This window comes from Mesorhizobium sp. M1342 (genome assembly GCF_040317955.1).
In the GTDB taxonomy this organism is placed as follows: Bacteria; Pseudomonadota; Alphaproteobacteria; order Rhizobiales; family Rhizobiaceae; genus Mesorhizobium.
On the sequence record NZ_JAMYLI010000021.1, the window covers coordinates 96,977 to 120,893 of the forward strand.

At 57.7% G+C, this 23,917-nt stretch carries 20 protein-coding genes and 1 tRNA gene; 11 read left to right on the forward strand and 10 right to left on the reverse strand.

Features of this window, described 5'->3' with window-relative positions:
- Positions 1-370: 370 nt before the first annotated feature.
- Together NKH06_RS21970 and NKH06_RS21975 are read right to left on the reverse strand one after the other, a co-directional pair.
- Entirely contained in the window at positions 371-799 is a 429-nt protein-coding gene (locus tag NKH06_RS21970) for a hypothetical protein (RefSeq protein ID WP_352893961.1), read from the reverse strand.
- A complete protein-coding gene (locus NKH06_RS21975; RefSeq protein ID WP_352893962.1) occupies positions 783-1,133 on the reverse strand; it encodes a hypothetical protein in 351 nt (116 codons plus the stop codon). Before NKH06_RS21975 ends, NKH06_RS21970 begins: the two co-directional genes overlap by 17 nt.
- Before the next feature lie 3,172 nt (positions 1,134-4,305).
- Between NKH06_RS21975 and NKH06_RS21980 the strand changes: the two genes are divergently transcribed.
- Together NKH06_RS21980 and NKH06_RS21985 are read left to right on the forward strand one after the other, a co-directional pair.
- Positions 4,306-6,213, forward strand: a complete 1,908-nt coding sequence (locus NKH06_RS21980; protein ID WP_352893964.1) for a GmrSD restriction endonuclease domain-containing protein — start codon at positions 4,306-4,308, stop codon at positions 6,211-6,213.
- Positions 6,214-6,216: 3 nt separating this feature from the next.
- Positions 6,217-6,975, forward strand: coding sequence for an AlbA family DNA-binding domain-containing protein (locus NKH06_RS21985; protein WP_352893965.1), 759 nt, complete (start codon positions 6,217-6,219; stop codon positions 6,973-6,975).
- 58 nt (positions 6,976-7,033) lie between these two features.
- Here NKH06_RS21985 and NKH06_RS21990 read toward each other — a convergent pair whose 3' ends face one another.
- Genes NKH06_RS21990 through NKH06_RS22005 form a run of 4 tightly spaced genes read right to left on the reverse strand, consistent with a single transcriptional unit; the run spans position 7,034 to position 9,779 of the window.
- Positions 7,034-7,534 (reverse strand): very short patch repair endonuclease, encoded by a 501-nt coding sequence (locus tag NKH06_RS21990; RefSeq protein ID WP_352893967.1) that lies wholly within the window; start codon positions 7,532-7,534, stop codon positions 7,034-7,036.
- A gap of 1 nt (position 7,535) precedes the next feature.
- Positions 7,536-8,084, reverse strand: coding sequence for a hypothetical protein (locus tag NKH06_RS21995; protein WP_352893969.1), 549 nt, complete (start codon positions 8,082-8,084; stop codon positions 7,536-7,538).
- A complete protein-coding gene (locus NKH06_RS22000) occupies positions 8,081-9,565 on the reverse strand; it encodes a DNA cytosine methyltransferase (protein ID WP_352893970.1) in 1,485 nt (494 codons plus the stop codon). Before NKH06_RS22000 ends, NKH06_RS21995 begins: the two co-directional genes overlap by 4 nt.
- 16 nt (positions 9,566-9,581) lie before the next feature.
- Positions 9,582-9,779, reverse strand: coding sequence for a ribbon-helix-helix protein, CopG family (locus tag NKH06_RS22005; RefSeq protein ID WP_206073768.1), 198 nt, complete (start codon positions 9,777-9,779; stop codon positions 9,582-9,584).
- A 292-nt stretch (positions 9,780-10,071) separates the two neighbouring features.
- On the opposite strand from NKH06_RS22005, the gene NKH06_RS22010 reads away from it, so the two are divergent.
- From NKH06_RS22010 to NKH06_RS22030, 5 genes are all read left to right on the forward strand, one after another.
- Complete coding sequence (locus NKH06_RS22010) at positions 10,072-11,547, forward strand: ATP-binding protein (protein ID WP_352893972.1); 1,476 nt, start codon at positions 10,072-10,074, stop codon at positions 11,545-11,547.
- Positions 11,534-14,233 carry a Z1 domain-containing protein gene (locus NKH06_RS22015; protein ID WP_352893974.1) on the forward strand — a complete coding sequence of 900 codons (2,700 nt, stop codon included), beginning with the start codon at positions 11,534-11,536 and terminating at the stop codon, positions 14,231-14,233. The genes NKH06_RS22010 and NKH06_RS22015 overlap by 14 nt, the downstream gene beginning before the upstream one ends.
- Before the next feature lies 1 nt (position 14,234).
- On the forward strand, positions 14,235-15,221 hold the full coding sequence (locus NKH06_RS22020; RefSeq protein ID WP_352893975.1) for a PD-(D/E)XK motif protein: 987 nt from the start codon (positions 14,235-14,237) through the stop codon (positions 15,219-15,221).
- Positions 15,218-17,326, forward strand: coding sequence for an AIPR family protein (locus tag NKH06_RS22025; RefSeq protein WP_352893976.1), 2,109 nt, complete (start codon positions 15,218-15,220; stop codon positions 17,324-17,326). Before NKH06_RS22020 ends, NKH06_RS22025 begins: the two co-directional genes overlap by 4 nt.
- Positions 17,327-17,403: 77 nt before the next feature.
- Entirely contained in the window at positions 17,404-19,086 is a 1,683-nt protein-coding gene (locus NKH06_RS22030; protein WP_352893977.1) for a hypothetical protein, read from the forward strand.
- Here the strand turns inward: NKH06_RS22030 and NKH06_RS22035 are convergent.
- The gene (locus NKH06_RS22035) at positions 19,083-19,589 is read right to left on the reverse strand and encodes a BrxA family protein (RefSeq protein ID WP_352893978.1); all 507 of its coding nucleotides are present in this window, start codon (positions 19,587-19,589) and stop codon (positions 19,083-19,085) included. The two genes, NKH06_RS22030 and NKH06_RS22035, sit on opposite strands and share 4 nt — an antisense overlap.
- Before the next feature lie 571 nt (positions 19,590-20,160).
- On the opposite strand from NKH06_RS22035, the gene NKH06_RS22040 reads away from it, so the two are divergent.
- Both NKH06_RS22040 and NKH06_RS22045 read left to right on the forward strand, forming a co-directional pair.
- Positions 20,161-20,889, forward strand: a complete 729-nt coding sequence (locus tag NKH06_RS22040) for a hypothetical protein (protein ID WP_352893979.1) — start codon at positions 20,161-20,163, stop codon at positions 20,887-20,889.
- Between the two features lie 137 nt (positions 20,890-21,026).
- A tRNA-OTHER gene (locus NKH06_RS22045) sits at positions 21,027-21,129 on the forward strand.
- 87 nt (positions 21,130-21,216) lie between these two features.
- Here the strand turns inward: NKH06_RS22045 and NKH06_RS22050 are convergent.
- The 3 genes from NKH06_RS22050 to NKH06_RS22060 are packed head-to-tail and all read right to left on the reverse strand — an operon-like array spanning position 21,217 to position 22,102.
- Positions 21,217-21,498 carry a hypothetical protein gene (locus NKH06_RS22050; protein ID WP_023812589.1) on the reverse strand — a complete coding sequence of 94 codons (282 nt, stop codon included), beginning with the start codon at positions 21,496-21,498 and terminating at the stop codon, positions 21,217-21,219.
- A 39-nt stretch (positions 21,499-21,537) separates the two neighbouring features.
- Positions 21,538-21,819 carry a helix-turn-helix domain-containing protein gene (locus tag NKH06_RS22055; RefSeq protein ID WP_031213538.1) on the reverse strand — a complete coding sequence of 94 codons (282 nt, stop codon included), beginning with the start codon at positions 21,817-21,819 and terminating at the stop codon, positions 21,538-21,540.
- Positions 21,820-21,823: 4 nt separating this feature from the next.
- Entirely contained in the window at positions 21,824-22,102 is a 279-nt protein-coding gene (locus NKH06_RS22060; RefSeq protein WP_245273258.1) for a hypothetical protein, read from the reverse strand.
- A gap of 308 nt (positions 22,103-22,410) precedes the next feature.
- Between NKH06_RS22060 and NKH06_RS22065 the strand changes: the two genes are divergently transcribed.
- Both NKH06_RS22065 and NKH06_RS22070 read left to right on the forward strand, forming a co-directional pair.
- Positions 22,411-22,632 carry a hypothetical protein gene (locus NKH06_RS22065; RefSeq protein WP_023814103.1) on the forward strand — a complete coding sequence of 74 codons (222 nt, stop codon included), beginning with the start codon at positions 22,411-22,413 and terminating at the stop codon, positions 22,630-22,632.
- Positions 22,633-22,870: 238 nt separating this feature from the next.
- Positions 22,871-23,659, forward strand: a complete 789-nt coding sequence (locus NKH06_RS22070) for a GGDEF domain-containing protein (protein WP_352893982.1) — start codon at positions 22,871-22,873, stop codon at positions 23,657-23,659.
- Positions 23,660-23,917: the final 258 nt, after the last annotated feature.

The window sequence follows — 23,917 nt, forward strand, 5'->3', positions numbered from 1 at the left end:
GCACGTCCGACACGTTATTTTAGCCGCATTCCTTGGGCAGACGCTCCGTGCGGGAGCCGGTCAATTCTTCTGCGCGGCCGATCCCTCCACAGGGTTCAAGCTACACGCCACCGGTTAGTCATCGACGAATTTCACGGTCATACTACTTTGCGGCGGATGCTATCATTGCCCAACCCGGTAATTAGAACGGTGTTGGACCGTTTCCGCTGACATTCCAGGAAGCTAGCAGCAAAGCGCTTTGATTAATCGACCCTCACTATCCATACAGTAGCCTTGCCAACAAGGCGGCGGCCGAAAGCTGCGAGCGTGGCAAACCGCACTTCACGAATCGGGGCCTGCCGATGTTGGAATGTTTTTGGGAGGTCGGCAACTAGGCATTCATTCCTGCATTTCCGGTCGTCGAGCGGACGGCCGCTTTGGCACCACCTCGGCCTTCAGCGCGGTCGCCTGTGACGCCAACTTTCAGAAAATGGCAAAGTTGAATTATACGGCCGACATGAGGCGCATTGCAGCCGTTCGCAATCTTGCTTTGGTGATGAGGAGGCATCTGAAGTCGAGCATGACGACGCCGGTGATCTTTTTCCGCTGGCGACGATAGCCGCGGCTTCATCGTATGCGGCGTTCGCACGGCACATTCAGAACTACGAAGCAGACCGAAAACCAGGACGAGAGCGTGAAGCGGCTGATCGTTGGATTTTAGGTTCCCTATCGCCGATGTTTGAGAAAAAGTCAGAATAGCATTTAGAAAGTTGGAACCAAGGTTGGAAACGAGTTCAACTTTTTCAACTTTCGCGATCAACGATCTCGAAGATATTTTTAGGATTCCTATCGTGTGGGCACTGAAAGGGAGCAAGGTTTATTCCTTGCCCCCTTCCTTGGATCCACTCAACCTTCCGAGGGTAGTCGCGTGCAGGATGCAGTGCGGTCAGTCCTTCGGATGCGGACGAGGGACTGACGAACGTACCGGTGAGCAGCGTGACGAGATCTATGCTGTATTCGTTGATACCCTGCCGGACGTTGGCGTCCTCGTTGACGCAGCGAAGGTCGATACGACACCAAGTAGATACACCCCATGGCACGGCTAAAGTTTCGGATCGAAGCTTTACAAAATCGAACAGGTCGTTGCGGGTCACGTCTAAATCGACGTGCTGGCCACAACCTTTCTAGGCGATCGGTGATTGGCGAAGCGATCGGTAGAATGGCGGGTTCGTTGGCCTCAAGGCTGATATTAAGCCAGATCCCGGCCCTCGGTCGACCTGCCGGTTGGTTGCCGAAGGTCAAGTACAAAAGGAACCGGGGCTGGCATGCAGCGGATCCGGCGTCTGAGAATTGGTAACGTCCAAGGATTCTCACGGTTGTTTATTACTCCCATTGCTTCATAGGTGATGGTCGGCGGTTACTCTCGGCGTTTGACCGATCCGCGAGCCAAAGAAAGCGATGGGGGTTAGTTGCCAATCAGATCACCGCCCTCACAGTCGGACCATCATGCCTTTTTCTAGACCCGTTGAAGAACGGGCGATTCCAACCAGAACCGCAGCATGCCACTGGGCTGTGCTGCCATGGGAATAGTTCAAACGGCGCTGTCGTCCTGCCCAAGATCGCAAGAGGACGACAGGGCAGATCCAATTAGGCTTTAGGAGTAGTTTCGGTGGATGGATATTCCGGTTGGGTCAGTTCGGCTGAGAATTGAAGTTAACTTCCACCGACTGTGCATCTCGTTGAAGGTGCCGAACTGATGGCACAACTCGCCGCTGTGATGCCTCATCGTTGATGACCAACACAGAGGCAGGCCGGATACGCTATGCCTACCTGAACCAAGAGGGTGAGCGCCTAGGACTATGCCTCGGTAGCAGCAACCTCCCTGTCGGTCCAACTTGGCACCTGTGCAACGCCCACAGACGAAGGTCCGGACCGGGCCGGACGTGTCCGATTTCACCGCGCGCATAGAATCCTCGGCGGATCTCTCGACGCTGGACTATCTACGGAAAATAGAGTCCGAGAAGGGAGCTATCACCCTCTACTGTGTCCTAAAAATCGGCGGCAATGCCTTGCTGATGTGTTTCGTTTGTTTTGGTGGCTCACGGTCTCGCCGAAAGGATGGCTCGACGCGAATAACGAACACCAGAACTGTAGCGGTGTTCGTGCCTCCATTGGTTTGTGGTCATCTTGATCAAAGTCGCCCGAAGGCGCGAAGCGCCAGAACCAAGGAGAAGATAACACCTGGAACCAGGAAGAAGCCGGGGGGAGGGTGTGATGGTGTGGGCGGAGACACCGGGGGGGGTAGTTTGAACCAGGGGGATGGCCCCAGTGTGAATACTGCTATGAGACGTCACTATCAAAAATCCCCTACTGCAAAAAATTATATAATATTTTCCCCATAACCCGAGGCCATAATCCGGATAGTGATTATCTAGATAATGCTGCTGGATAATGCCTTATAATGGAACCAGAAGGGGGATATGCGAACCAGGTGAGCCGGAGCATCCCGAGCGAGCGCAGCGAGCGAAGGGTAATGCGGGAGGCGAACCCTGGTGAGCATTATATAGATAATATAATTAAGATAATATATTCTGGATTATGAACAAGATAATATAGATAATGGTTTCTAATAAAATAGCGCAGAAAATCCACATAATGATTTTCTAATCACTGTGGTAATTATTATCTTTAATAATGATTGAGTGGGCTTCAGCCCAAGAGCTGGGTAAATCTCTTGGATTTACCAATAGCTTCGCCCGTCCGTCGTTTCCCTATCCTTATTCTTCTTCTAAGGGGAACGGCAGCTGTGGGTAGACTCAGGTGATGAGTACAAGGTAGGAAAAGAATCCTAGTTTGTCAAATCGCCTTGGTTTTCAAGGGCTCCAGAAGAGACGTGTCTATCAATAATGGAAGGTAGGGCGAAGCCAGAAGCCCACGGCGACGTCGATCTCATGCCAGTCGAGCTCGTGTGAGCCGGTAAGAAGAGTCGTGGCATTAGATCTCCATCTTGGTCGGCTTGCCGTTCTTATCCATCGGGGGACGGGGAGGGTGAAGACCTCTCCGGCGTCGGTTCGGAACTCGTCCGCATTGCATCGACGAATAGCAGGCGAGGTTGCGATGCTCTGAGGGCTCAATGCCGAAGGAAACCATCTCAGTCTCAGGAGGACCTGGCTCAGTTGCTGCCGTGGCTCGCCGTCTGCGCACTGAATGGCCATTCACCACTAGGCCGGCGCTGTATTATCTCGAAAATCAGAGAGGAATAATCAGATAACATTATCCCAATAATACCATGGAAAAAGCACGTTTGATTTAGAGGGCATCCCGGTGCATCGTTGGTGAAGATGGTCGCCGCGGAATTGAGAAGCCAGGGTACGTCCGAACTGTTGGCACATGGTTGGGTCCCCTGCATCCAGGGTGCAATCCAGCAGATCGATGGTTCCTTGCTCTGATCTATCTGATCGACATCCGTCTCGAATGCAACATTGGCGCCATTGGCTTCGCCGCTCCTGAGCGCCCAGCCTCCGCAGACTAGGTCGGAGCCGATGTGCTGCATTGTGGTGAGGACGCGCTGTGGGCGTCTCTCCGGATCCACGAATGTTAGATCCTAGGCATGCAGATAGCGGCGACACCGTTCTTGGCATCCTTCACGGCGCCGGTCTGACAGTGTATGCGCTCATTGGGTCCTCAAACAAAAAAAGCCCCGAAGCGATGAAGAGGATTAACCGGATTAACTTTATTGATAATGACCTAAGCGACTAACGCTGTTTGAGCGAATATTACGAAGGAAATGGAATTGAGATTATCCAGACGATTAATAGGAAAAATCCCTGGTAATCAGCTCTTCGGTGGCCCGAGCCTCGTTCTTGACGACGTCTTCAGCTGTGCCCAAGATGTTGGTCTTCTCGTTCCAGGTAGCGTCAGCGTCGACGGCTATGGTGGTTTGCTCGCCCTTGGTTCGCGGGCGGGCTCAGTAGGCCGGAAGATTGTCCTTCTATTTCAGGCAGAGTTTCAACTTTTTGAATCCTGTAACGTGTTTCAGGAATCCTGAAAGTTGAAACTGCCCGGTCGTTAAGAATGCAGATCGGTGTGACATCCACACTTTCTTCGCAAGGGTTTCATTATAGCCGAAATCACACTCGCGGAAAACCCGTGCAGCATCGCTCGTTCGGCCTAACTATCGGTCGTGTTTTCGTTGGGGGCTGGTTCACCGCTCAAAATGATTGCTGCGAGACGTTCGATCACTAAGTCGCAGGCGCGCAGCTTGACTGGAGCTTAAGTATTTCTGATGTCTATCATCGGATAGGGCAATGGAAGGTGGGGGATCGCGTGTCGCAACTTCAGGTCATGGATATCAACATTCCGGGAGTCCTAAAAAAACTGAGGACAAAGGAATGGCTCATCCCGCAATTTCAGCGTGAATTCGTGTGGAACAACGCGCAGGTGATCGCCCTGGCCAATTCGGTAATAGACGCGCGCCCGGTTGGCATGGTCACACTGTGGGAGCAAAGTGCCGACGCACCTCTTCCCCTAGAGCCAATCTCGATTGCGGATTGGGATCCGAAGGAGAACGCGACCGGACAGAAAACCTACGCGGACGATTGTCCGGTGCCAGGAAGATATTATGCGATCCTTGATGGTCGACAACGTTCGACCGCTCTCGCCTTAACCTTTGGGGGATTGCGGGCATCGTCTGCGATTTATCGTCATGCCGGCGGCTATTTCCTTGATGTCACTGCGACGGAAGACAGCGAACGCGTGAAATTCGTGCCCCAGAAAGAGATGGTAAAACGCAACCTGCACACTCACGCTGGGGCGATTGGGAACGGGTACTTTCCCCTTGGGACTGACGACCCCAATGCCATGATGGGCCAATGGATGGTTTACCTCCAGGACATAAACAAGGCAGAGTACTATCCCGGCGGCGTACTACCCCAAGAAGAAGAGTTGAAGCGCCGGAATGCAGCGCTCAGCAAGGCATTCTCTGGCATCTTCAACACCAAGATGGCAGTCTACATCGTGCCACCGACCTACGACCTTGCGCAGATCTGCGAGATTTTCGATACACTGAACACGACTGGCACTAAGGTGTCGACGATAGATCTAATTCATAGCGGCCTTTTCAATGACACGGTTGGGGACGCTGGCGGCGCTTTGCTGCTCCGCGACGAAATCGACGCCATGGGTGAACTCGACGGAGCGGTCGGTTGGTCGTCCTCGACTGGCCGCCCAGAGCTGATTGCCCAATTCGTCGCCGCCATCCATGTGGCGCTCGACGCGAAGCCTGAACCCAAGCGTATCGGCGGCGCCAAGGACACGCGGATCACCAGTGTAAAGTCGAGCGACCTCTTGGCTATCCCCAGCGCATTCTGGCGCAAGGTCATTGAGAACAATTTGACGTTCGCGTCCTTTATCGGAGGTTTTCAGAATACGGTTGCCGGAGGGCGCTTCACCATGGCCCAATGTCCCTACCCGGCGAGTGCTGCTATCTACGTCGCCCTACGCTGGCACCTCGAGTTCGAGGGTGGCGCTGCGACGCATTGGACGGTTGCCGACCTCGACCGACTGTATGGAGCGTTCTTTTGGCGCAACGTGTTTCATTCACGTTACGATCAGGGGTTCCTGACGCAAATCGGTGCCGACTTGCGGGAGATGAAAGCGTTCCTCAGCAAGAAGCAACTCGGCGTAGATGAAATGGATTGGCGCAAGCAGGCGAACGAGTGGCTAGACTTCAATGTCGGCACTCGCCCCGGTCCGATTGATATCTTCGAAGTGGTCTCAGATGGCGGCGAAAAGGGAGCCTTGAGACGCGCCGCGTTGTTGCTTCTACATGCTCGGGCTGGCCGTGATGTGATCTCGGCTGAATTAAGTATCGCGCTTGAGGGCGGTATGATGGACCTGCATCACATATATCCGAAGGATTGGTGCAAGAACAACGCTGGCGGCGTCGCCAAGGATGTGCTCGATCGCGAAAGGGCCGGTCGCGACTGGGTCAATTCCGCGGCCAACCTAATGCCGATGCATCGCCAGACAAATAATGAGTGGCGCAAGCAATCTCCCGCAACCTTCCTGCACGGAAAAGCCGACTTCGACAGTCATCCTAATCTTTGGACGCGCTACTACATCAACCGTGATGCCTATGATCTCCTCCTGCTTGGTGAGGACGGCGTCGCCGAATTCTGGAAAAAGCGAGCGGGCGCAATGGCCGAGGATATCTATAGCCGCACCACGGCCTGAACCATGCCCCTTCTTTGCCCGATCGCGGCACGAGCTCTCATCGCTCCAACCGAGACCACGCTCCTCGCGCTATTGGAAGAGTATGGACTAGACACCGGAACGGGACTGCTTGTGAGCCTAACAAAGCTTCAAGTCGACCTTGGCGCCTTCGCAATCGCCTGTGAGCCGCAGATCGGCGTCGGTAATCTCGAAGATATACGGGTACTCTCGGTGGTATCCGTGGAGTCGGTTGAATCAGTACTGAAGGTAATTGCGGGCGGCGAACGTTCGGACATCGAGTTTAAGTCCTCTATGCTGCTCGATGTACGGAGGTACCGGAACGAACCCGGCGAGCCCCTCGAAGCCTACAAGCTTGAGGCCGTCACTCGAACAATGATGAAATCTATCGCTGCCTTTTGCAATACTGGCGGAGGGACATTATTCCTGGGCATTGAGGATGACACCAGTGTCTGTGGCTTGGTCGAGGATTTCCTTCTCGCAAACCCCAACCGGGGGGATTTCGACGGTTGGGATCAATACCTGAGAGGACAGCTCGAATCCCGTTTCTATGATGGCAAGGCCGTGGCCAATTATGTTCGGGTAGTGCCGCTGGAGACTGGAGGGAAAACATTCGTCCGTATTCAGGTTGCGGACCGCGCGAACCTCACCTTCCTGAAGAAGGCCGGCGGTGGCGCCGAACTGTTTGTCCGCTCTGGTACCCGCTCAATCCCGATCGAATTCCAGGAACTTGAGAAACTTTACTCGATAAAACGACAGTTCTGAAACGTCCACTTCCAATGCTGCGGAAGGATCTCCGACAACATTATTGGGTATCGCGAAGTCATCCTGTTGAGCCGGACCGCGAGCAACGCCCTGTGACTTCCTGACTTGAAGCGCTCCCATTCAGGAATGCCTCGCAAATATCCAAGATTTCATGTTCGGGCCAACGTTCGCGACCCCGTATCGCGCATTCCCATAATGTGAGCGTCCGCCATCCGACTTCGGCCAAAGCCACACTCGCCCGGGCGTCGCGGGCCTTGTTTGCGGCAATCTTCGATGCCCAGAAGTCACTGCGCGTTGCTGGAAGGCGGAAGAGATGACAATTATGTCCGTGCCAGAAACAACCGTGAATCAAAAGCACTGCGCACCGCTTTGGAAAAACCAGATCCGGGCGGCCAGGTAGCTCCCGCACTTGTAGTCGGAAGCGAAATCCGCGAGCATGCAAGCCACGTCGGATCAGCAGCTCCGGTTTCGTGTCGCGACCACGGATGCGGCTCATGTTATAGCTGCGCACCTCTGGAGTGTGCACATCGTTAGCTGGCGGCTGGGAGGCGGATTTCATCCTAGAGGAACGCCGGCTGCTGAACCGCTGGTCGAATGGCAACCCGGGGCGGGATCCCAGGGAACAGGTCCGCAAGTGACGCAAACCCGTTATGGTCTTCTTCGAAAATGGCTACGTTGTGCTGGAGCACGCCCTCCGCCAACGTCGCCGCGAGGCCTGCCTGAATGAGCCTGTGCGAGCGACGCCCAACGAACGTAATCAGGATCGGACTGGAACCGTCATTAAAGGGAACGGATCGGATAAGTGCAAAGTCTTTGCTGTCGAGATCCTGAAACACCTGGTGTTGCAGCTGGCTGCCTCCGAGACGCCAGTTTTTGCCGCCCTTGTTAATGCGCCTGATCTCCCGGTTCATCGCGGCTCCGAACAGGCAGATGCAATCGAAGTCTCCACCCTTGTCGCGGACGATGTCCGGGTGAAGCAGCCGCTCTGCCGCAGGCTCAGTCAGGGCAATCGCCCGCTGGCGACTCGCCGTCGCCTTCCGGTGTGCTGCGAACAACCCCATATCCGAGTCCGTGAGTGAACGGACAATGATCAGTTCCCGCCCGCTCACTGACGAACTCCGGCACGAAGGCCCGCAGCCGCGCTTCCCGATTTGGTCAGCTGCGCCTTAAGGGACAGAGCGATACGCCAGGCCAGGAGTGGAGGAACTGCGTTTCCGACCTGTCGGAAGGCAGGGTTCATCGTGCCGCTGAATGCAAAGCCGTCCGGAAAAGACTGCAAGCGTGCAGCTTCGCGCACGGAGATGGGCCGGGCCTGATCGCTGTCATAATGTATGTGGCTGTATCCGTCTTTGCCGAGATGCGCGAGCAGAGTTCGTGCGGGAAAGTCGGCCTCCATCTTCCGCCACTTGTTTGGGAACTTGCTCGCGTCATAGGGCGGCACGATGCTTGCCAGCAGAGCCTTCCACGCGGTCGAACCTTCCGGCAGTTCATCGCCCAGCGCCCGACGCTCAGCCAGACGCTGTTCAAATAAAGAGAGCGCGTAGCGGCGAGCTTCCGGGTATTGATCGCCAGGCTGCAGGCCAGCGAAGATCTGATAGTCCCGGGGCAGATACCGTATCACGTGATCGTAGAGGGCGGACTTACCCTCGAAGCCAGGCCAGTTTCGCATGCTGCGAGTGTACTCAGTCTGTGAATCACAGTTGTGGTAAGGAACAGCGATGTCAAAACCGCGCCTTCCCCTCCGCAGCGTCCCTGCGGCGAGTTTCCGGCGGGCATCTATGGTCGGCAGATCCCCAATGGCGCCCTGAGCCGTGACTGCTGGCACCATATCGGAAGTCGCCGCCGGTGGGTCGCAGTAGTGATGTACGTCGCCGGCGCCACCCAGAGCACCGAGGAGCTTCAGAGCGACAGCGCGTGTCCCCCCGTATCCCGCAGGCAGATCAATCCAGTGCGTCGGTTCGGGCAGACTGATACTGTCAGCTACCTCGCGGTGCACCGCGACGAGTATCATTCGTTCCCGCATCTGCGGAACGCCGTAGAAAGCCGCGTTCAGCAGTGAGTACCGACAGACATATCCTTTGGCAGCAAGTACCTCCGCGATCTCCTCTGCGAGATTGTGTCCCCCGTGATTGAGCATGTCGGGAACGTTTTCCATGACCACAGCCAGTGGAGCGCACGCTTCGACATATCGCAGATATTCGATATAGAGCCTGGCCCTAGCATCATGACGGAAGGCTTCAGGATGCTCTGCCACCTCGCGCAGCTTCGAGCGACCCACCCGGGCAAACGCCTGACATGGCGGGCCACCGACGAGCACATCCACGGCGAGCGAGACGTCCCCCAGGCCCAGCGCTTCAGCAAGTTTCGCAGGAGGCGTTTCAGTGATGTCGCGGGCGACTGAATGGCGTGCGTCGTCCGGATGGAAGTTCAGGCCGTGGGATTTCGCGGCGTGAGAATCAAACTCAACGGCGCCCGCGATGTCATATCCAGCGCGTTTGAAACCAAGCGACAGGCCTCCGCAACCTGAGAAAAGATCCAGCACGCGCGGCGGCTTCGAACCGCCACGAACCCTCTGAAGCTTCTGGCTCATGAGCCGCGCTTCCATCTCAATGCTCCTCTGTACGCAGCGGGAGTTGCAGCTGCGCAGTCTGTTCGTTCAGGAACTTGAGAAGCGCATGGCGGATAACCCACGCTGACGAGACCTGATTTGCATCTGCCAGAGCCTGAATCTGCGCGTAGCAGTCCGCCGGGAGCATCACGGAGGTTCGGACCGATCTCATCTTCTTCGTCGCGGATTTTGCCATAGACACCCCGAATCTGGAGAATACGACATAGTGGTGAAATGTGCACCAATAATATGTAAAGTCCACAACGACAGCTGCCTGTTCCAGATGGATCTCCCGATGGGCACGTTCATATGGCTCGGTGGATCGACATCCAGATTCTGCAGTGAAATTCAGGGAGCTTTTGGTTCCCAATAGTTACTTGCAGTTGAAAGTGGAAGCCTGGGCGGCTAGCGTACTTTTGGGGGGAAGCAGACTTGGACTACTTCTTAGGAGACGGCACTACTGACCTGAGCACGGGACGTTCCTCGGGATGAAGTTCGAGAAGAACCCCCCGGATGCAGCCTCGCTCATGATGTCCGCGCGCAGTTTTGGCAACTACGATCTGCCGGGCGCCCTGGCCGATCTAATCGACAACAGCATTAAAGCCGGTGCCGGAGAGGTTTCGCTGACCTGCGATTTCGCCGGCGGCGCGCCCGCCATCCGGATCCGGGACGACGGGCACGGCATGTCCGGTGCAGAACTCTGGCAAGCCATGCGCCCAGCCAGCGCAAATCCGCTGGCAGAGCGATCGCCCGATGACCTTGGCCGCTTCGGCTGGGGCATGAAATCAGCCTCATTCTCACAGTGTACCCGGCTGTCGGTACTGACCCGCAAGGGCAAAGAGATGAGCGGCTGCGTCTGGGATCTGGAAGACGTCGACGGCTGGCGGATGGGTATCCTCGAGCCAGACGAAATCGCAGGAATGGTATCTCCCGAGCTGCTGGCGAAGAACGGCGTCGAGATCCTGTGGTCGAACTGTGACAGACTATCCGAGAACGGCACCCTGACGGTCAGCGAATTCAACGCGCTGGTCGTTCATGCCCGCAATCGCCTCGCCCTGATCTTCCATCGTTACATAGCGGGCGAGGTCCGCGGCCGCCGCCTTGTCATCCGGCTGAACGGCCAGAAGGTCGATCCCTGGGATCCTTTCTACCGCGATCATGAAGCGACGCAGGAGCTGGAGCCCGAACCGCTGGAGATCGCGGGAAGAACCATCGACATCCAGCCTTTCATCCTGCCGCACTACTCAAAGCTGATGGCTAACCAGTACGACCGGCTCGGCGGCGAGGAGGGCTTTCTCCGAAACCAGGGCTTCTATGTTTATCGGAACCATCGTTTGATCATCAGCGGCACCTGGTTCCGGCTCGTGCGCCACGGCGAGCTTTCGCAGCTGGTCCGCGTGCGCGTGGACATTCCGAATGCGCTTGATCACGTCTGGAAAATCACAATCGATAAGTCAGACGCCCAGCTGCCGGCCGCTCTGCGCTCGCGTTTGCATCAGATCGTCGAGGGTCTTCGCCGGCGCTCGGCGCGTGTCTATCGCGCCCGAGGCGGGAGACTGGACCGCCCTGGGACGACTTCCGTATGGAGCCGACACGCCCGGGGCGGTGAAATCCATTACTCAATCAATCGTGACCACCCGATTATCGATGCCTTGCTCGGGGCTGGAGACGATGAGCAGAAGCGCGCGGCATCTGCCGCCATAAAAGTGATTGAGCAGGCCTTCCCGGTCGTGGCTTTTGGCCGTGACGCTGTTGCGAAGATCGATTCTATTCATCAGACCCTGTCCGATCCCGAGGCGTTCCGCGCCGACCTGATCAGCGCGCTTCCACTGCTGTTGGATCAGGTGGATGGTGACGTCGAAGCCTTGGTTGCACTTCTTCGCGTTACTGAGCCCTGGTGCGAAGCCTGGAAGACAACCGAAATGGTACTTCGAGAAAAAGGATGGCTGCGTGCAGAATCTTGACAGTGAGCTCGCATATTACGTCCGCAAGCTGGGCCAGAAGTATTCGACTGAAGTCTCTCAGGGAACCTCGCTGCCCGACGGCGCCATCGCCGCATTCGTCACCGCGGGGCCATTCGACCTTTCCGACGAAGAGTTGGAATGGTTGATCCGCGAGCTGGAGCAGAGCTTCACTACCAGCCAGAAGCGCGGCGCGTCCGTGACCAGCGACTTCAGGCCATGGCTGCGTGAGCGACGGGAACGCGGCGATATTGACTTCTACTACTGGAACCGGCTGCGGCGGTACTACCTGGAGGGCAATGTCATCCCGCCCCAGGTTGTCGCCACGCTGGACACCGTGACCGACGAGATTCTCGACTTTTCCGGTGATCCCCTCGATCCCGGCATTGGCCTGCGCCGCGGTATGGTCATGGGTCACGTCCAGTCGGGCAAGACGACCAATTACTCCGCCCTGATCTGCAAGGCCGCAGATGCGGGCTACAAAACGATCATCCTTCTTGCGGGTATCACGAACAGCCTCAGGTCGCAGACGCAGGAGCGTCTGGACGAAACCTTCATTGGCAAGAAGTCAGTGTTTCATGCCCTCGCGCAGGAACCGCTGCCGATTCAGACCTACTCGACCGTCAAGAGGTTTCCCGCCTACGGCACGTCACGCGACCGGGACTTCACACGCGATGCCGCAGGCGTATTCTTCAGCCTCGATGCGCACAGCGAGCCCATCATCTTCATCAGCAAGAAGAACAAAGCACCGCTGATCCGGCTGCGGGATTGGCTCATCGAACAGGGTCATGGCGCGTCGATCGCATCACCTCTCCTGCTGATCGACGACGAAGCGGACAACGCCTCCATCAATACCGCCAAGGATCCGGTGGCGACCACCGCGATCAATGGGGTGATCCGGGAGATTCTTACACTCTTCGAACGCCGGTCCTATGTCGGCTACACCGCCACGCCTTTCGCGAACATCTTCATCGACCCTGACAACGAAGACACGATGCTCCGTGACGACCTTTTTCCTAAGCACTTCATCAAAGCACTCGACCCGCCCTCAAACTATGTCGGCGCGTCACGCGTGTTCGCCGCAGATGGTGATCTGCGGCCGACAATGACCATCGTCATCAACGACTACGGCCAGCTGCTGCCTCTGCGGCACAAAAGCGACCAACCGGTCACCGCGCTTCCCGATTCGTTGCTGACCGCGATCCGCGTTTTCGTCCTTACCCGTGCGATGCGTGTGCTTCGCGGTCAGGGCGACAGCCATTGCTCCATGATGGTCAATGTGAGTCGGTTCAACGCTATCCAGGAGAAAGTCTACGGTCTGGTTTACGCCTACCTGGACGCGCTCAAGAACGCTGCAGCCGTCAGCGCCGGGCTGGGGGCCCACGCGCTTGCTGATCCGCTTATCGGCCTCCTGCAGACGGACTTCGACAGGGAGTTTGCGTCGGTAGGCGTCTCATTCAAAGACGTGCTGGGCATACTGAATGAAGCGACTGGCAGCATCATCCCTGTAACTGTGAACATGAAGGGCGGCGCACTGGAGTACAGTCGCAACAAGGCCAAGGGCCTGCATGTCATCGCGATTGGAGGTCTGGCCCTGTCGCGAGGCCTCACGCTCGAAGGCCTGACCATGTCCTATATCCTGCGCAACACGGCGGCATCCGACACCCTCATGCAGATGGCACGCTGGTTTGGCTATCGCCCCGATTACGAGGATCTGTGCCGAGTTTATCTGCCCCAAGCATCACTCGACCACTATGAGGAAATCGATGAGGCGATCGAGGAGCTGCGCAATGAAGTCGGCCGGATGCAGGCGCTCGGACTGACACCCGAGCACTTCGGCCTGAAAGTGCGCCAGAGCCCCACCGCCATTCGAATCACCGCAGCGAACAAGATGCGGTCGGCAACCCAGATGACGGTCGCGCAGGACTATTCGACCCGCCACCTCGAAGGTTACATCCTGCCGAACGATCAAAGAATCAACGCCGCCAATCTTGAGGAGGTGAAGGGCTTTCTCGGCGGGGTGGGCGAACCATCGGCCGCGTTCACGGACGACAAGACCGTCATCTGGCGCGGAGTCTCGGGAGCGCGGGTTCTGGCGCTCCTGAAGGGGTTCACCTTCTCGTCCGCCCACGGAGACCTTGGACTGATCAGTGGTGGCAGCAGCCTGTTCATCGACTACTTTGCGGACCGGCTGCAGGACGAGCTTGCGGAGTGGGATGTCGCCATTCCGCATCCCAAGTCCGGAAATCCCCCCGCCGATGTGATCGTGACTGGCCAGAGTTTTTCGTTGCGGCAGCGACTCTCCGGAACTGTCGTCGACGGCGGCTTCCGCGTGACCGGCGGCAAGAACAGGGTCGCCGATCCCGACGATGCGCAGATCGCTCTTACCGAAGATCAGCTGGTCGATGGACGAGCTGAAAAGAAGCGGGAGGGAGGCCTGCGAGGAGATAAGGCCTTCTGCGTCCAGAGAACCCGGCCTCTGCTCCTGATCCATATCTTCACAACGGGTGACAAGACCGCATATCTGAAGTTGAGCGGCCCAGTGGTGTCCCTGAGCTTCTGCCTACCTGCCACCCGTCGCGAAGCTGTGGCGCGGACCTATCAGGTCAATGCCGTCTATCGCCGACAGGTTCAGATGGAGGCAGACAGCGAGGCCGAGGACGACGAAGGCATGCTGGAGGAAGGCTGACGTGACGGTCGACGAATGGAAGGATATCGCCGCCGCAATCGGCCCAGCGTCGGACAACGTGCGCCGTGCCGACGCCGGACATCCCCTTGAGTTCTTCCGGGGCCGGGATTTCGCAGGCCGCTACCTGCTGTCGCTTGCGGCGGAGACTGCAGCAGAAGGTTTGCCCGATCTGCCGCGCCTCAACGGCATTGAGGTGCGGCTTGAGAAGCTTCCATCGGACAGGGTGCGGCTTGTTCTGACTCTTCTGGACCGGAATCAGTTCGACCTGTTCCGGGATCTTGCAGATCACCTGCTCAAGGCGACGGCCGGTGTGGCGAGGGGCGACAACTTCGCAGGCCTGAAGCTCGTGCTGCGCAGGCTGCGGTCATGGCATGACCTGCTCCGGCGCAGGCGTGACGACCTGCTGTCCGATTCCGAGGCCATCGGCCTAGCCGGCGAACTGCTGTTTCTCCGCGATGAGATCCTCCCGCGGCGAAAGCCAACCCAGGCGGCTCTGTCCTGGCGAGGAGCCCATCGCGATGAACAGGATTTCGCCCTGGGGCACTGGCAGGTCGAAATCAAGACCCAGCTTTCGACCTCAGATCAACGGCTGCAAGTCTCGTCGGAGGCCCAGCTTGATGCTGGATCAGCCCGGCTGTTGATCTGTCACCAGACTCTGGCGCCCGCACCGACCGCCGCGCCGGGGAGCTTCACCCTGAATTCACTCGTCAGCGAGATCACGGCGCAGTTGGAGGATATTGGCGACGTCGGCCGGGATGCTTTCGAAACGGCGCTCGAAGCCCTGGGCTACGTCAATCGCGATGAATACGACGAGATGTGCTGGGTCGCCACCTACCGCCGGGCTTTTGAGGTCACTGAGCGGTTTCCACGTATTATTCCTGCGATGCTGCCGTCGGGCGTCCAGAACGTACGCTATGACATCGCTCTCCGGGAGTGCGGGGCCTTCGCCGTCGATTTTGACGCTGCCATGGACCAGGTGTTCGCATGAGCAGCCCCGATCTCGACGAGGCGTTCTCGGCCTTCTGGGATGATCTTCTCTTCGAGGCGGAAGCATCCGCTGAACCCCAGGGACGGGCGTTCTTCCAGCTGTATTCGAGTCTCGCCACACAGAACGGGGACTGTCTCGATCTCGCCTACGCGCCGGCCCATCGAGAGGGCCGAGGCGGATATCAGATCGATGGCTATGCACTGGAGACTGAACGCGGCGACCTCTACCTGGCCATCTCCGACTTCCGACCTGGCCGCCAGCTTGAAACCCTCAACGCCGCCCAGATCGACGCGCTGTTCGAGCGGGTGCGCCGCTTCTGCGAGCTCGCTGTACAGCCGGCCTTCATCAACGGGCTGGAGGAAACGAGCCCAACCTTCGAGGCTGCGTGGATAGTCCATTCCCACCGCTCGGCGATCCGGAGAATCCGGGCAGTAGCTCTTTCCAACGCCCGCCTGTCGACACGGCGGAAGCCGGAAATGACCGGCGAAGTGCTTGGCGTACCGTTTGTCTGCAGCGTCCTCGATTTCGCGCGGTACATTGACATTTCAGCCGCTCACGGAGGCGCCGAGCCCATCGAGATCAACGTGGCCGAACTGAACGGCGCGCCCCTTCCGTGCCTGCCCGCTCATGACATCGGTGGCGACCACGCCTCCTATCTGATGGCCGTTCCGGGGCGGCTTCTTGCTGACATCTATGGGCTCTACGGCGCACGCCTTCTTGAGCAGAACGTTCGAACGTTTCTGCAGGCGAAGACGAAGGTGAATTCAGGGATCATCAAGACCCTCGAGACGGTCCCCGAGATGTTCTTCGCCTACAACAACGGGCTGACGGCGACCGCGTCGGGTATCACTACGTCGAAGCTACCGGATGGCACGCTGGGGATTGCCGCGATCGAGAATCTCCAGATCGTGAATGGCGGGCAGACGACAGCTTCGATCCTCTACGCAAGCGACCAGCGAAAGGCAGACTTGGCGGGCGTCTTCATCCAGATGAAACTGTCCGTCGTGAATCCCGATCGGCTGGAGGAGATCGTTCCAAAGATTTCCCGGTTCGCAAACACCCAGAACAAGGTCAGCGAGGCCGATTTCTTCGCCAGCCACCCCGTTCATCTCGTGCTTGAAAAGATTTCCCGCCGCCAGACCACGCCGGCGAAGCCAGGATCGCTTTCAGGATCCAAGTGGTTCTATGAGCGTGCCCGCGGCCAGTACCGTGACCGACTGGCCTATGGCACGCCGGCCGAGCGCCGTCGGTTCGAACTCGAATTTCCCCGCGACCAGTTCATTGACAAGACCGAGCTTGCCAAAGTTGAGGTCACATTCGACTGCCGGCCTCACATTGTCAGCCGTCATGGTCAGAAGTGTTTTCTTGAATTTGCCGAGACGATTGGCAAGGTGTGGGTAACTTCAGAAGCGACCTTCAACGCGCATTGGTTTCGTAGAGCTGTCGCCAAGGCTATTGCATTCAACTGGACCGACAGGATGGTCGGCACGTCGGCCTGGTATAAGGAAGATCGAGGCTACAAGGTCCAGATTGTGACATACACAATCGCCTGGCTTGTCCATCACCTCCAGAGCCAGGACCTCGAACTCGACCTCAATATCATCTGGCAGCGACAGGAACTTCCCGAGGAGATCGGGGCCGCGATGCGCGAGCTTGCGCCGCAGGTTGCGGCTACCTTGAAGGACGCCCCGCCTCAGGTCCGAAATATCGACAGTTACTGCAAGCTGCAGGCTTGCTGGGCGGCTGTTTCGGGATCCAGATACAGCTTCGCCAGCTCACTCGAAGGCTTTGTCGTTAACCACACCGAAGCCGAGCGGGGGCGGAAGCAGGCCATAGCGGCGAAAAGAGTCGACGCGGACATCGATATCGATCGCGCAATTGCCGCCATGCTTGAGGACGCTGAGCCCTATCTGACATTCGCAAGGGCAAGGCGCCTTCTGACGCCGAAGTCCGACGCCGCTTTGCGGCGACTCACACGTGGTGACATCCGGCTGCCCGCTCCCGAACGAAATGCCCTCAAGTACATGCTGGAGAGGATGCAGCAGGCGGGGTTTGAATTTCCGGGTGTCGCAAAGGCGGCGCTAGCGGAGACGGAAGTTCAGTGACCTAGCAGCGTCTGGGTGCAGCAGAACTTTTGCTACTTGAGACTGGATCGTGAAGATCGCATTGGACCAGCAGAACAATGGCCATTTCTGGAAGTGCGGCACAGGAAAAGTTGACCCAACTGCTATCCAGGATCGAAGCGGGTGAACAGACGCTTAGGCAGCAAGTCAAGGGCTCAGAGCGGTCTGCGCTTCTCGAAATCATCCGAGCCGTCGACTCGGTGGGCTATTTTCGGGCTTTTGCACCTAACCATCGAGTTTCCGATCTTCCCAGCTACCTCGACATTTGTTGGCTTGGTGCCAGCCGCGCACTCTCGCTTTTTCTGCCGGATGGAATGCTCGGCCCTGGAACGATGTGGGCGCGAACAAGCGATAGTCGATCCCTCTGGGCTAGCGGTCTACTCTATCGCTCGGGTCTTGTTTCGCACCTTCGGCGCCTTGTCGATCTGGTGCGCTATGAACTCGCCACTCTCGAAGTGACGGCGTCTGGTGCGATTCGTTTCGTGGTCCTTGCAGGCGACTTAGAAGCCGTCGATCGCCAAGCCATCGTTTGGTACACTCGACATTTGAAAAAATCTGATCGGCCATTTCTGGACGCACTGGAGGCGGATAGAGGAGCTTGGGTTATCCAAGAACTCGAAAGACGCGTCGAGTTAGATGCGACGTTCGACATAAAATACTCGTCCTCCCGAGAACTGGAAGAGTACTTCGAAACCTATGCAGAACTAAGAGCACGGAGCTTGCCGGGCAACGACAGTTTGCCGGATGACAGCAAGATCGGGCCACTTACCTTTGGCCAGTATCGGACCGCGATTGTTTCTGGAATGGCCCGCTGTCTAAAACATTCCGCGTTTGTCGACACGCTGCTCGCCCGCCCGACCCCCCCAGCACCCAGAGATATCCTGACCATTTTTTCTTTCGACCATGAGCTACGCGATCAATGGGGTGGACTCCTCGGCCTGAAAGATAGAGAGGCCTCGATGATGCTGGAGATGATAGGGATGTCTCCAGTCGATGCAGCGCATCTAAGATCAATACCCGATTGCCCTCAGGCGCTGTTGATCAGAGGAGGAGATCAATGCTGGCACAAACCAGTCTTCGGTGGTCTTAACAATCCATTCCCCTGGACTACGCGCAAACTTCAGCGAACGTTTCGTCGAGACTGGGATCGGGCTGTCAATGCACGTGAGGCAACATTTCGACGCAACTTAAGTGAGCTGTTTCCTGAGCCACGTTTTTACATGCCCGAAAGGCCACATCGGCTCCGCCGGGGGCGTCGCGATCTGACCGATGTTGACGCTGTCATTCTAGATCGCGCGGCCGGAACCATGGCCGTCTTTCAGTTAAAATGGCAGGATTCCTTCGAGAATTCCCTATCCGAACGTGCAAGCCGCCAGAAAAATCTTACAAGGGAAGGCAATAACTGGATCGAAATCGTGTCGCGCTATTGTGATGGTTTAAGCGGTGAAGAGCGGGCCTTGCGACTAGGTGTTGCAAAGGAAATCGCTGGAGGTGCCCAGTCGATGTGTCTTTTCGTGCTCACGCGTAACGCTGCCAAGTTCTCGGGCGGAGAGCCACAGGACAACCGGGCAGCCTGGATGTCTTGGTACGACCTATTGAGACGTTGCCTTAAAGCAAGACACGCCACTGACCCGCTATTGCGCCTCTGGAGAAGCGGTCGGCGCGTTCAGATTCCGGCTACGGACTCGCGTATCGAGACATTTGAACTTGACGGGTTCCAGATCGAAACAGTGGTCGGCTAGCACTTCGAAGCATGGCCCGTGGCCGCTGGGACCAAGTGATCGACCCGCCCAGCAACATTCGCCAAAAAGTTGTACTTTAGATGAGGGCTGCAAGCCTTATGCAATATGAAGTCGTTGAAACGCGTGTTGGCTCCGATGCCGTCGACGCCAGTTCGCGCGGCTTCATGCCGACAACCGGATGCGCCGGCAAAGAAGCGCAGCTCCTTGGGATCGTGTGCGATGATCGAGTCCTGCAGGGCGGGGGAGAGCAGGGTCCTCATGATTGTTCCAGAGGGCGACAAAAGATCAGCCTCGCGCAGGATCCGAAACAAGACCTGACGGAGTTTGGCGCGGGTGGACGGTCTCAATTCTGCGAACTCGGGATGCCATTCCGCCTTTGAGTCAAAGAAGGAATCGAAGTGGTCATATCCGAGGTCCTCTTGGAACCTAGCATATCGCTCCTGGAGAACTTCCGACGCGAAATCAGCGATGAAAGCGTAGGTGGCAGGTCCTGTCGAGAGCATCGGGAGGTGTTACACTTTATTAGAATGCCGGGCACGCGATATCCGAGCGTTAATCACGAGCCAAAGGCTCATGACGGAAGGGCGGTCACGTTACGATCTGCGGATGCCTCCCCGGGTCCTGCTCGGACACCGAATCCCATCCGCCATACTACCCATTTACTGCCGGGTGCCAACCTCGAAGGTCAGGGATTCGATCCACCCTGAAGCCTTGGGAATGCGCGGAATCCTTGGAAACGCGTGAAAACGTGGCGCCTTGTACATCAATGGGCGCGACGTCCAAGTTCCGTCCGCTCCAGGACTAATTCTGGAGCGGTGCGGGTGTGGGAGGACCTGCAGCCGCCAAGAGCCCAGAGGCGCTGCAGTGCGGTCCGTCGTGGACCCAAGATTTGGCACATAGGCACTGGATTGCTGCGAGTTTTCACACATCTTGCACATGAAGCCGGCATCTTGCACATGTGGCCGGCATCGTGGACGTATCGTCCTCACAGGAGGAATCGAAGGGGACCGCCGGATGGGCTGCCTGCCTGCTCATGGACGTATAAATTGCACCGCGTGCTACGGGAACACGCCCGTGGTCTTCGACCGGACACAGCGCCAGGAACAGAGCTGGCGCATCACAGCCAACCCTCTCGCATGGGGCAATCCGAACGCGCTCATCGCAGTGCTAGGTTTCTCTAAGGGACAAACTCAGTCGGGAGCACTGGATCGCATGCCTCACGACGAAATCGCGTACAAAGGCAACCGTCCCAATGTCGGACGAATCCTTGCTCACGTCGGGCTTGTGAAAGGAAGTACGCGGGATTCCCAGACTGCCGCCATCGATCGGATGATCGCGGACAGCAACGGCTTGTTCCCCTTCGGCTCTCTCATCCGCTGCAGTGTCGAGCGCCATGATGATCTGGAAGGAGAATGGAAGGGTTCCGGCGGAGGAATGCTGGACAAGTTCGTGGCGACCTCGTTCGGATCGAACGTGGCGCGCAACTGCGCGACTGAGTTTCTTGGGGACCTGTCCGAGGCAACGAGACTACTGATCATGTTCGGTATGGGGACCAAGCAAAACTACGTCCGTCAAGCACGCGGGCTCCTCTCGGAGGTGCGCGGAAGTCAGATGCGGGAGGTCAACGAGATCGCCTATGAGGACGACCGCATCACCGTTGTCCATGTTGAGCATTTCGCGTCGCAGGGCGACTTGATCCCGCAGTGGCTCGGGGAGGGCAAGTACAAAGGACATGACCGCGCCGAGTACGGCAGATTGGCCCGCTGGGCGGTGAACCATGCGCTTGAACGTGTGACGGCGTAACCGCCGGTTAGGAATGGTGAGCGGGCGGCGGCCGTCACCCCCTTCTGCCCCGTCACCCCATTCTGCCAAGGTCCAGCGTCCTCGGCCAAAGCCGCTGAACGGTTTACAGCAGAACCGAATTATCCAATGGCTCAGCGGGTCCCGTTTACAGTTGGAAACCCGAAAACCCGCAGAATTACGCGGTTGGCTTCGGGCCTTCTAAGCCGATGGTCACAGGTTCGAATCCTGTCGGGATCGCCAAAGCCTTTCGGGTCCGTTCCGGACACATAGGTCACGGTTTATACCAGAGACATGGGCTTTCAGAGAGCGTCACCAGGCCTCGTGCGCTCAAACCGCCGCCGCCAGAAGCAGCGTTACCCCCAGGACCGTCGACGCATAGATCGTGGCTAGAAGCACGATCGGGCGAGGATATTCGGCGGGTGTCGCGAGGCCGGCAAAGTGGGGATTTCGAAATGTTTCGGTGCCGGGCGACGGGCCGTCGGCGGCAGCGGGAGTGTTGTCATTGCAAGCGAGCAGAGAAAGACGCTGGGCAATATCGGCGGCGATCAGAGGATCGTCTGCCACCAATTTCGACCAGTCCGAAACAATGCCGATTTCACCTTTGAACATCGCGCGCCTCCCGTTTGGGATCTAACAGCGATATCTAAATTATGTTCCGCCGATAGTTTGACGAGGCGGACCGCTCTTGGTCCTTGCAACCTTCTGATCGATGAAAACCACGCCCGCTGCCTCCAACCCTCGACGGATGGCAGCCAGCTTGGCCGAGCTCGGAATCCTTCGTCCGCTCTCGAAACTGCCGATCGTTCCTTCGCTAAGGCCGCACTTCGCGGCGAGTCGCACCTGCGACCATTTCAGCATCGCTCGTGCGGCTCTGCACTGCTGGGACGTAAGGGGCTGGATCCCTGAGACGGTGGAGCTTCGCGTGTTCACATCCTCAGATCCCTTCGCTTCGGCGGGAGGTGGCTTTGCACCAGGTGCACCTTGTCCAGACCCACGGTGACCATTGTCCGAACGACACCGTGACCTTGTCGCCCTCGATCTGCGTAACGTCGCCGGATAATTCCATCGGCTGGCCCTCGGTCAGCTTGGTCGCTGGACCAATGACCGAATGCGAAAAATCGTAACCGGGGATCGACACGCTGACGCGGTCTTCCGTGACGCGCTTCAGCACCGTCGCCATGACCGCCACTTCGTCGCCGACCTTTATTGCCATGCTTCTGATTCTGGGGCGGCATCCGGCTGGCGTCAAGGATTAGCTATGCCTTATATAGCAAGTCACGGAATCACCTCTTTCCATCCAGGAACGCCACGACAGCGGTAAATACCGCAAGCTGTTCAGCTCTATCATGGTGATGAGGGGATTTAGCGTGGCCGGGCAGTCGGCTGGGGCCAGCGTATTATTTCGTTACTCTGCCTTTTCGGAACCTTCCCGCGCACGGCGCGTTCGGCCCGCTGTATTCGCGGACCCTCATATAAAAGTGGACAGGCGGGAGGCAAACAAGGGTGGGGAGGAGTGTTGCCATGTCGAAGCGAGAAATAGGCATATCTTCGGCTCTGGATCGGCGCATCGCCGACCTCAAGGCCAGGATGCAGGACGCCCGGATCACGGAATATGAAATGAAGACCTTTCAAAAAGTGGCTTCAGCCATGGGAGGCGACGGAGGCTCCCTGCGCCTCGATGCCGACGACCTGATCGCGGCATCCTTTGTCGTCGATGCGCTGAGTGAGCCGACGCTCAACTGACGACGAGCGGTCTGGCTTCGCGCGCCGTTTTGCCCTTGCTCGGCCGGCAATTGGCCCACGCCTTCAAGCTCTGAAACAGGATGGCTGCTTTCCAGCGGCCGTCTTGTGGCGTCTGTCGCAAGTCATCGACAGGGCCGGCGGGTTGGTTCCGCCGCCCGATATCGAATTGGAGGGAAAGTCTTATCAATTTGTTGGGGTTGGTGCGTCATAGTAGCGACGGCTAACGGAGTTGAACGCGATGAAGCTCGATCTGTCGCCGACGAGCTGGGGCAGGGTGATCGCTGTCACGGCAGTCGGTACGGCATTCTTCATTGCCGTGGCGTTCTTCGTCGATTCCTTCAATTTTCCCTATCTTTCGCCCGAGGCCGTGTGGCGGGCGCAGATGACCGACCTGATGCTGCCTTTGGTGCTGGGCGGCTCCTTTTTGTTTTTCCTGATGTGGAAGATTCGCCAGCTGGCCATCGCGCAGCGCGACCTCAGCGTCATCGCCGCGACCGACAGCCTGACGGCGGTGCTGAACCGTGGCGCTTTCTCGATGCTGGTCGAAGCTTATCTCGAGCAGACCCGAAAGCAGGAACAGACCCGTTCGGGCGCGCTGCTGATCATCGACGCCGACCACTTCAAGTTGATCAATGACCGCCTGGGCCATGACTGCGGCGATCAGGCGCTCAAACTGATAGCGCAGGCGATCAAGGGGCAACTTCGTGGGGGCGATATCGTCGGCCGCATCGGCGGCGAAGAATTCGGCGTGTTTCTGCCCGGCGTGGATCCCTCGCAATCCTGGGTGGTTGCCGAAAGCATCCGCCGGCGTATCAGGGAGATGGAATTCTCACCCGGCGGCAGGCCTTGTCCGCTTTCCGTCAGCATCGGCGGCACAAGCTTCACCGGCCCGATCACCTATGAGGAAATCTTCTCCGCTGCCGACAAAAGGCTTTACACGGCCAAGTCGAACGGACGCGATCAAGTCAGCTTCGATCCGGCCGGAACGTCTCCGGCGCCTGCGCCCGGGGTCGCCACCGTGCATTGATGGCATAAACTTGCGGACGGCTGATCGGGAAGCTCTCGAAATCGACGCAGGCCGCTTTCTCTACGCTTCAATGCTTACAGTCATATGCCGGGATTCCCATCTTTAGGGATAGCATGCCGGCTCGATAGGCCATGGACTGCAACCGCTTACCGGTATACTCCCCCGCGTTGGCGATGTTTCGTTGTCGGCAGAAACAGTTCTCACTCCTAAGTTTCCAAGGGTCACGGCCGACGTGCGATCATGATTTTTGACGCCGGC

Coding starts and splice junctions, on each gene's coding strand:
- NKH06_RS22000 (WP_352893970.1), bottom strand. CDS start 9,565: ATGAGCCAGAAGCTTCAGAGGGTTCGTGGCGGTTCGAAGCCGCCGCGC.
- NKH06_RS22030 (WP_352893977.1), top strand. CDS start 17,404: ATGGCCATTTCTGGAAGTGCGGCACAGGAAAAGTTGACCCAACTGCTA.
- NKH06_RS22010 (WP_352893972.1), top strand. CDS start 10,072: ATGAAGTTCGAGAAGAACCCCCCGGATGCAGCCTCGCTCATGATGTCC.
- NKH06_RS22025 (WP_352893976.1), top strand. CDS start 15,218: ATGAGCAGCCCCGATCTCGACGAGGCGTTCTCGGCCTTCTGGGATGAT.
- NKH06_RS22065 (WP_023814103.1), top strand. CDS start 22,411: ATGTCGAAGCGAGAAATAGGCATATCTTCGGCTCTGGATCGGCGCATC.
- NKH06_RS22050 (WP_023812589.1), bottom strand. CDS start 21,498: ATGTTCAAAGGTGAAATCGGCATTGTTTCGGACTGGTCGAAATTGGTG.
- NKH06_RS21985 (WP_352893965.1), top strand. CDS start 6,217: ATGCCCCTTCTTTGCCCGATCGCGGCACGAGCTCTCATCGCTCCAACC.
- NKH06_RS22005 (WP_206073768.1), bottom strand. CDS start 9,779: ATGGCAAAATCCGCGACGAAGAAGATGAGATCGGTCCGAACCTCCGTG.
- NKH06_RS22060 (WP_245273258.1), bottom strand. CDS start 22,102: ATGGCAATAAAGGTCGGCGACGAAGTGGCGGTCATGGCGACGGTGCTG.
- NKH06_RS21990 (WP_352893967.1), bottom strand. CDS start 7,534: ATGAAATCCGCCTCCCAGCCGCCAGCTAACGATGTGCACACTCCAGAG.
- NKH06_RS22035 (WP_352893978.1), bottom strand. CDS start 19,589: ATGCTCTCGACAGGACCTGCCACCTACGCTTTCATCGCTGATTTCGCG.
- NKH06_RS22070 (WP_352893982.1), top strand. CDS start 22,871: ATGAAGCTCGATCTGTCGCCGACGAGCTGGGGCAGGGTGATCGCTGTC.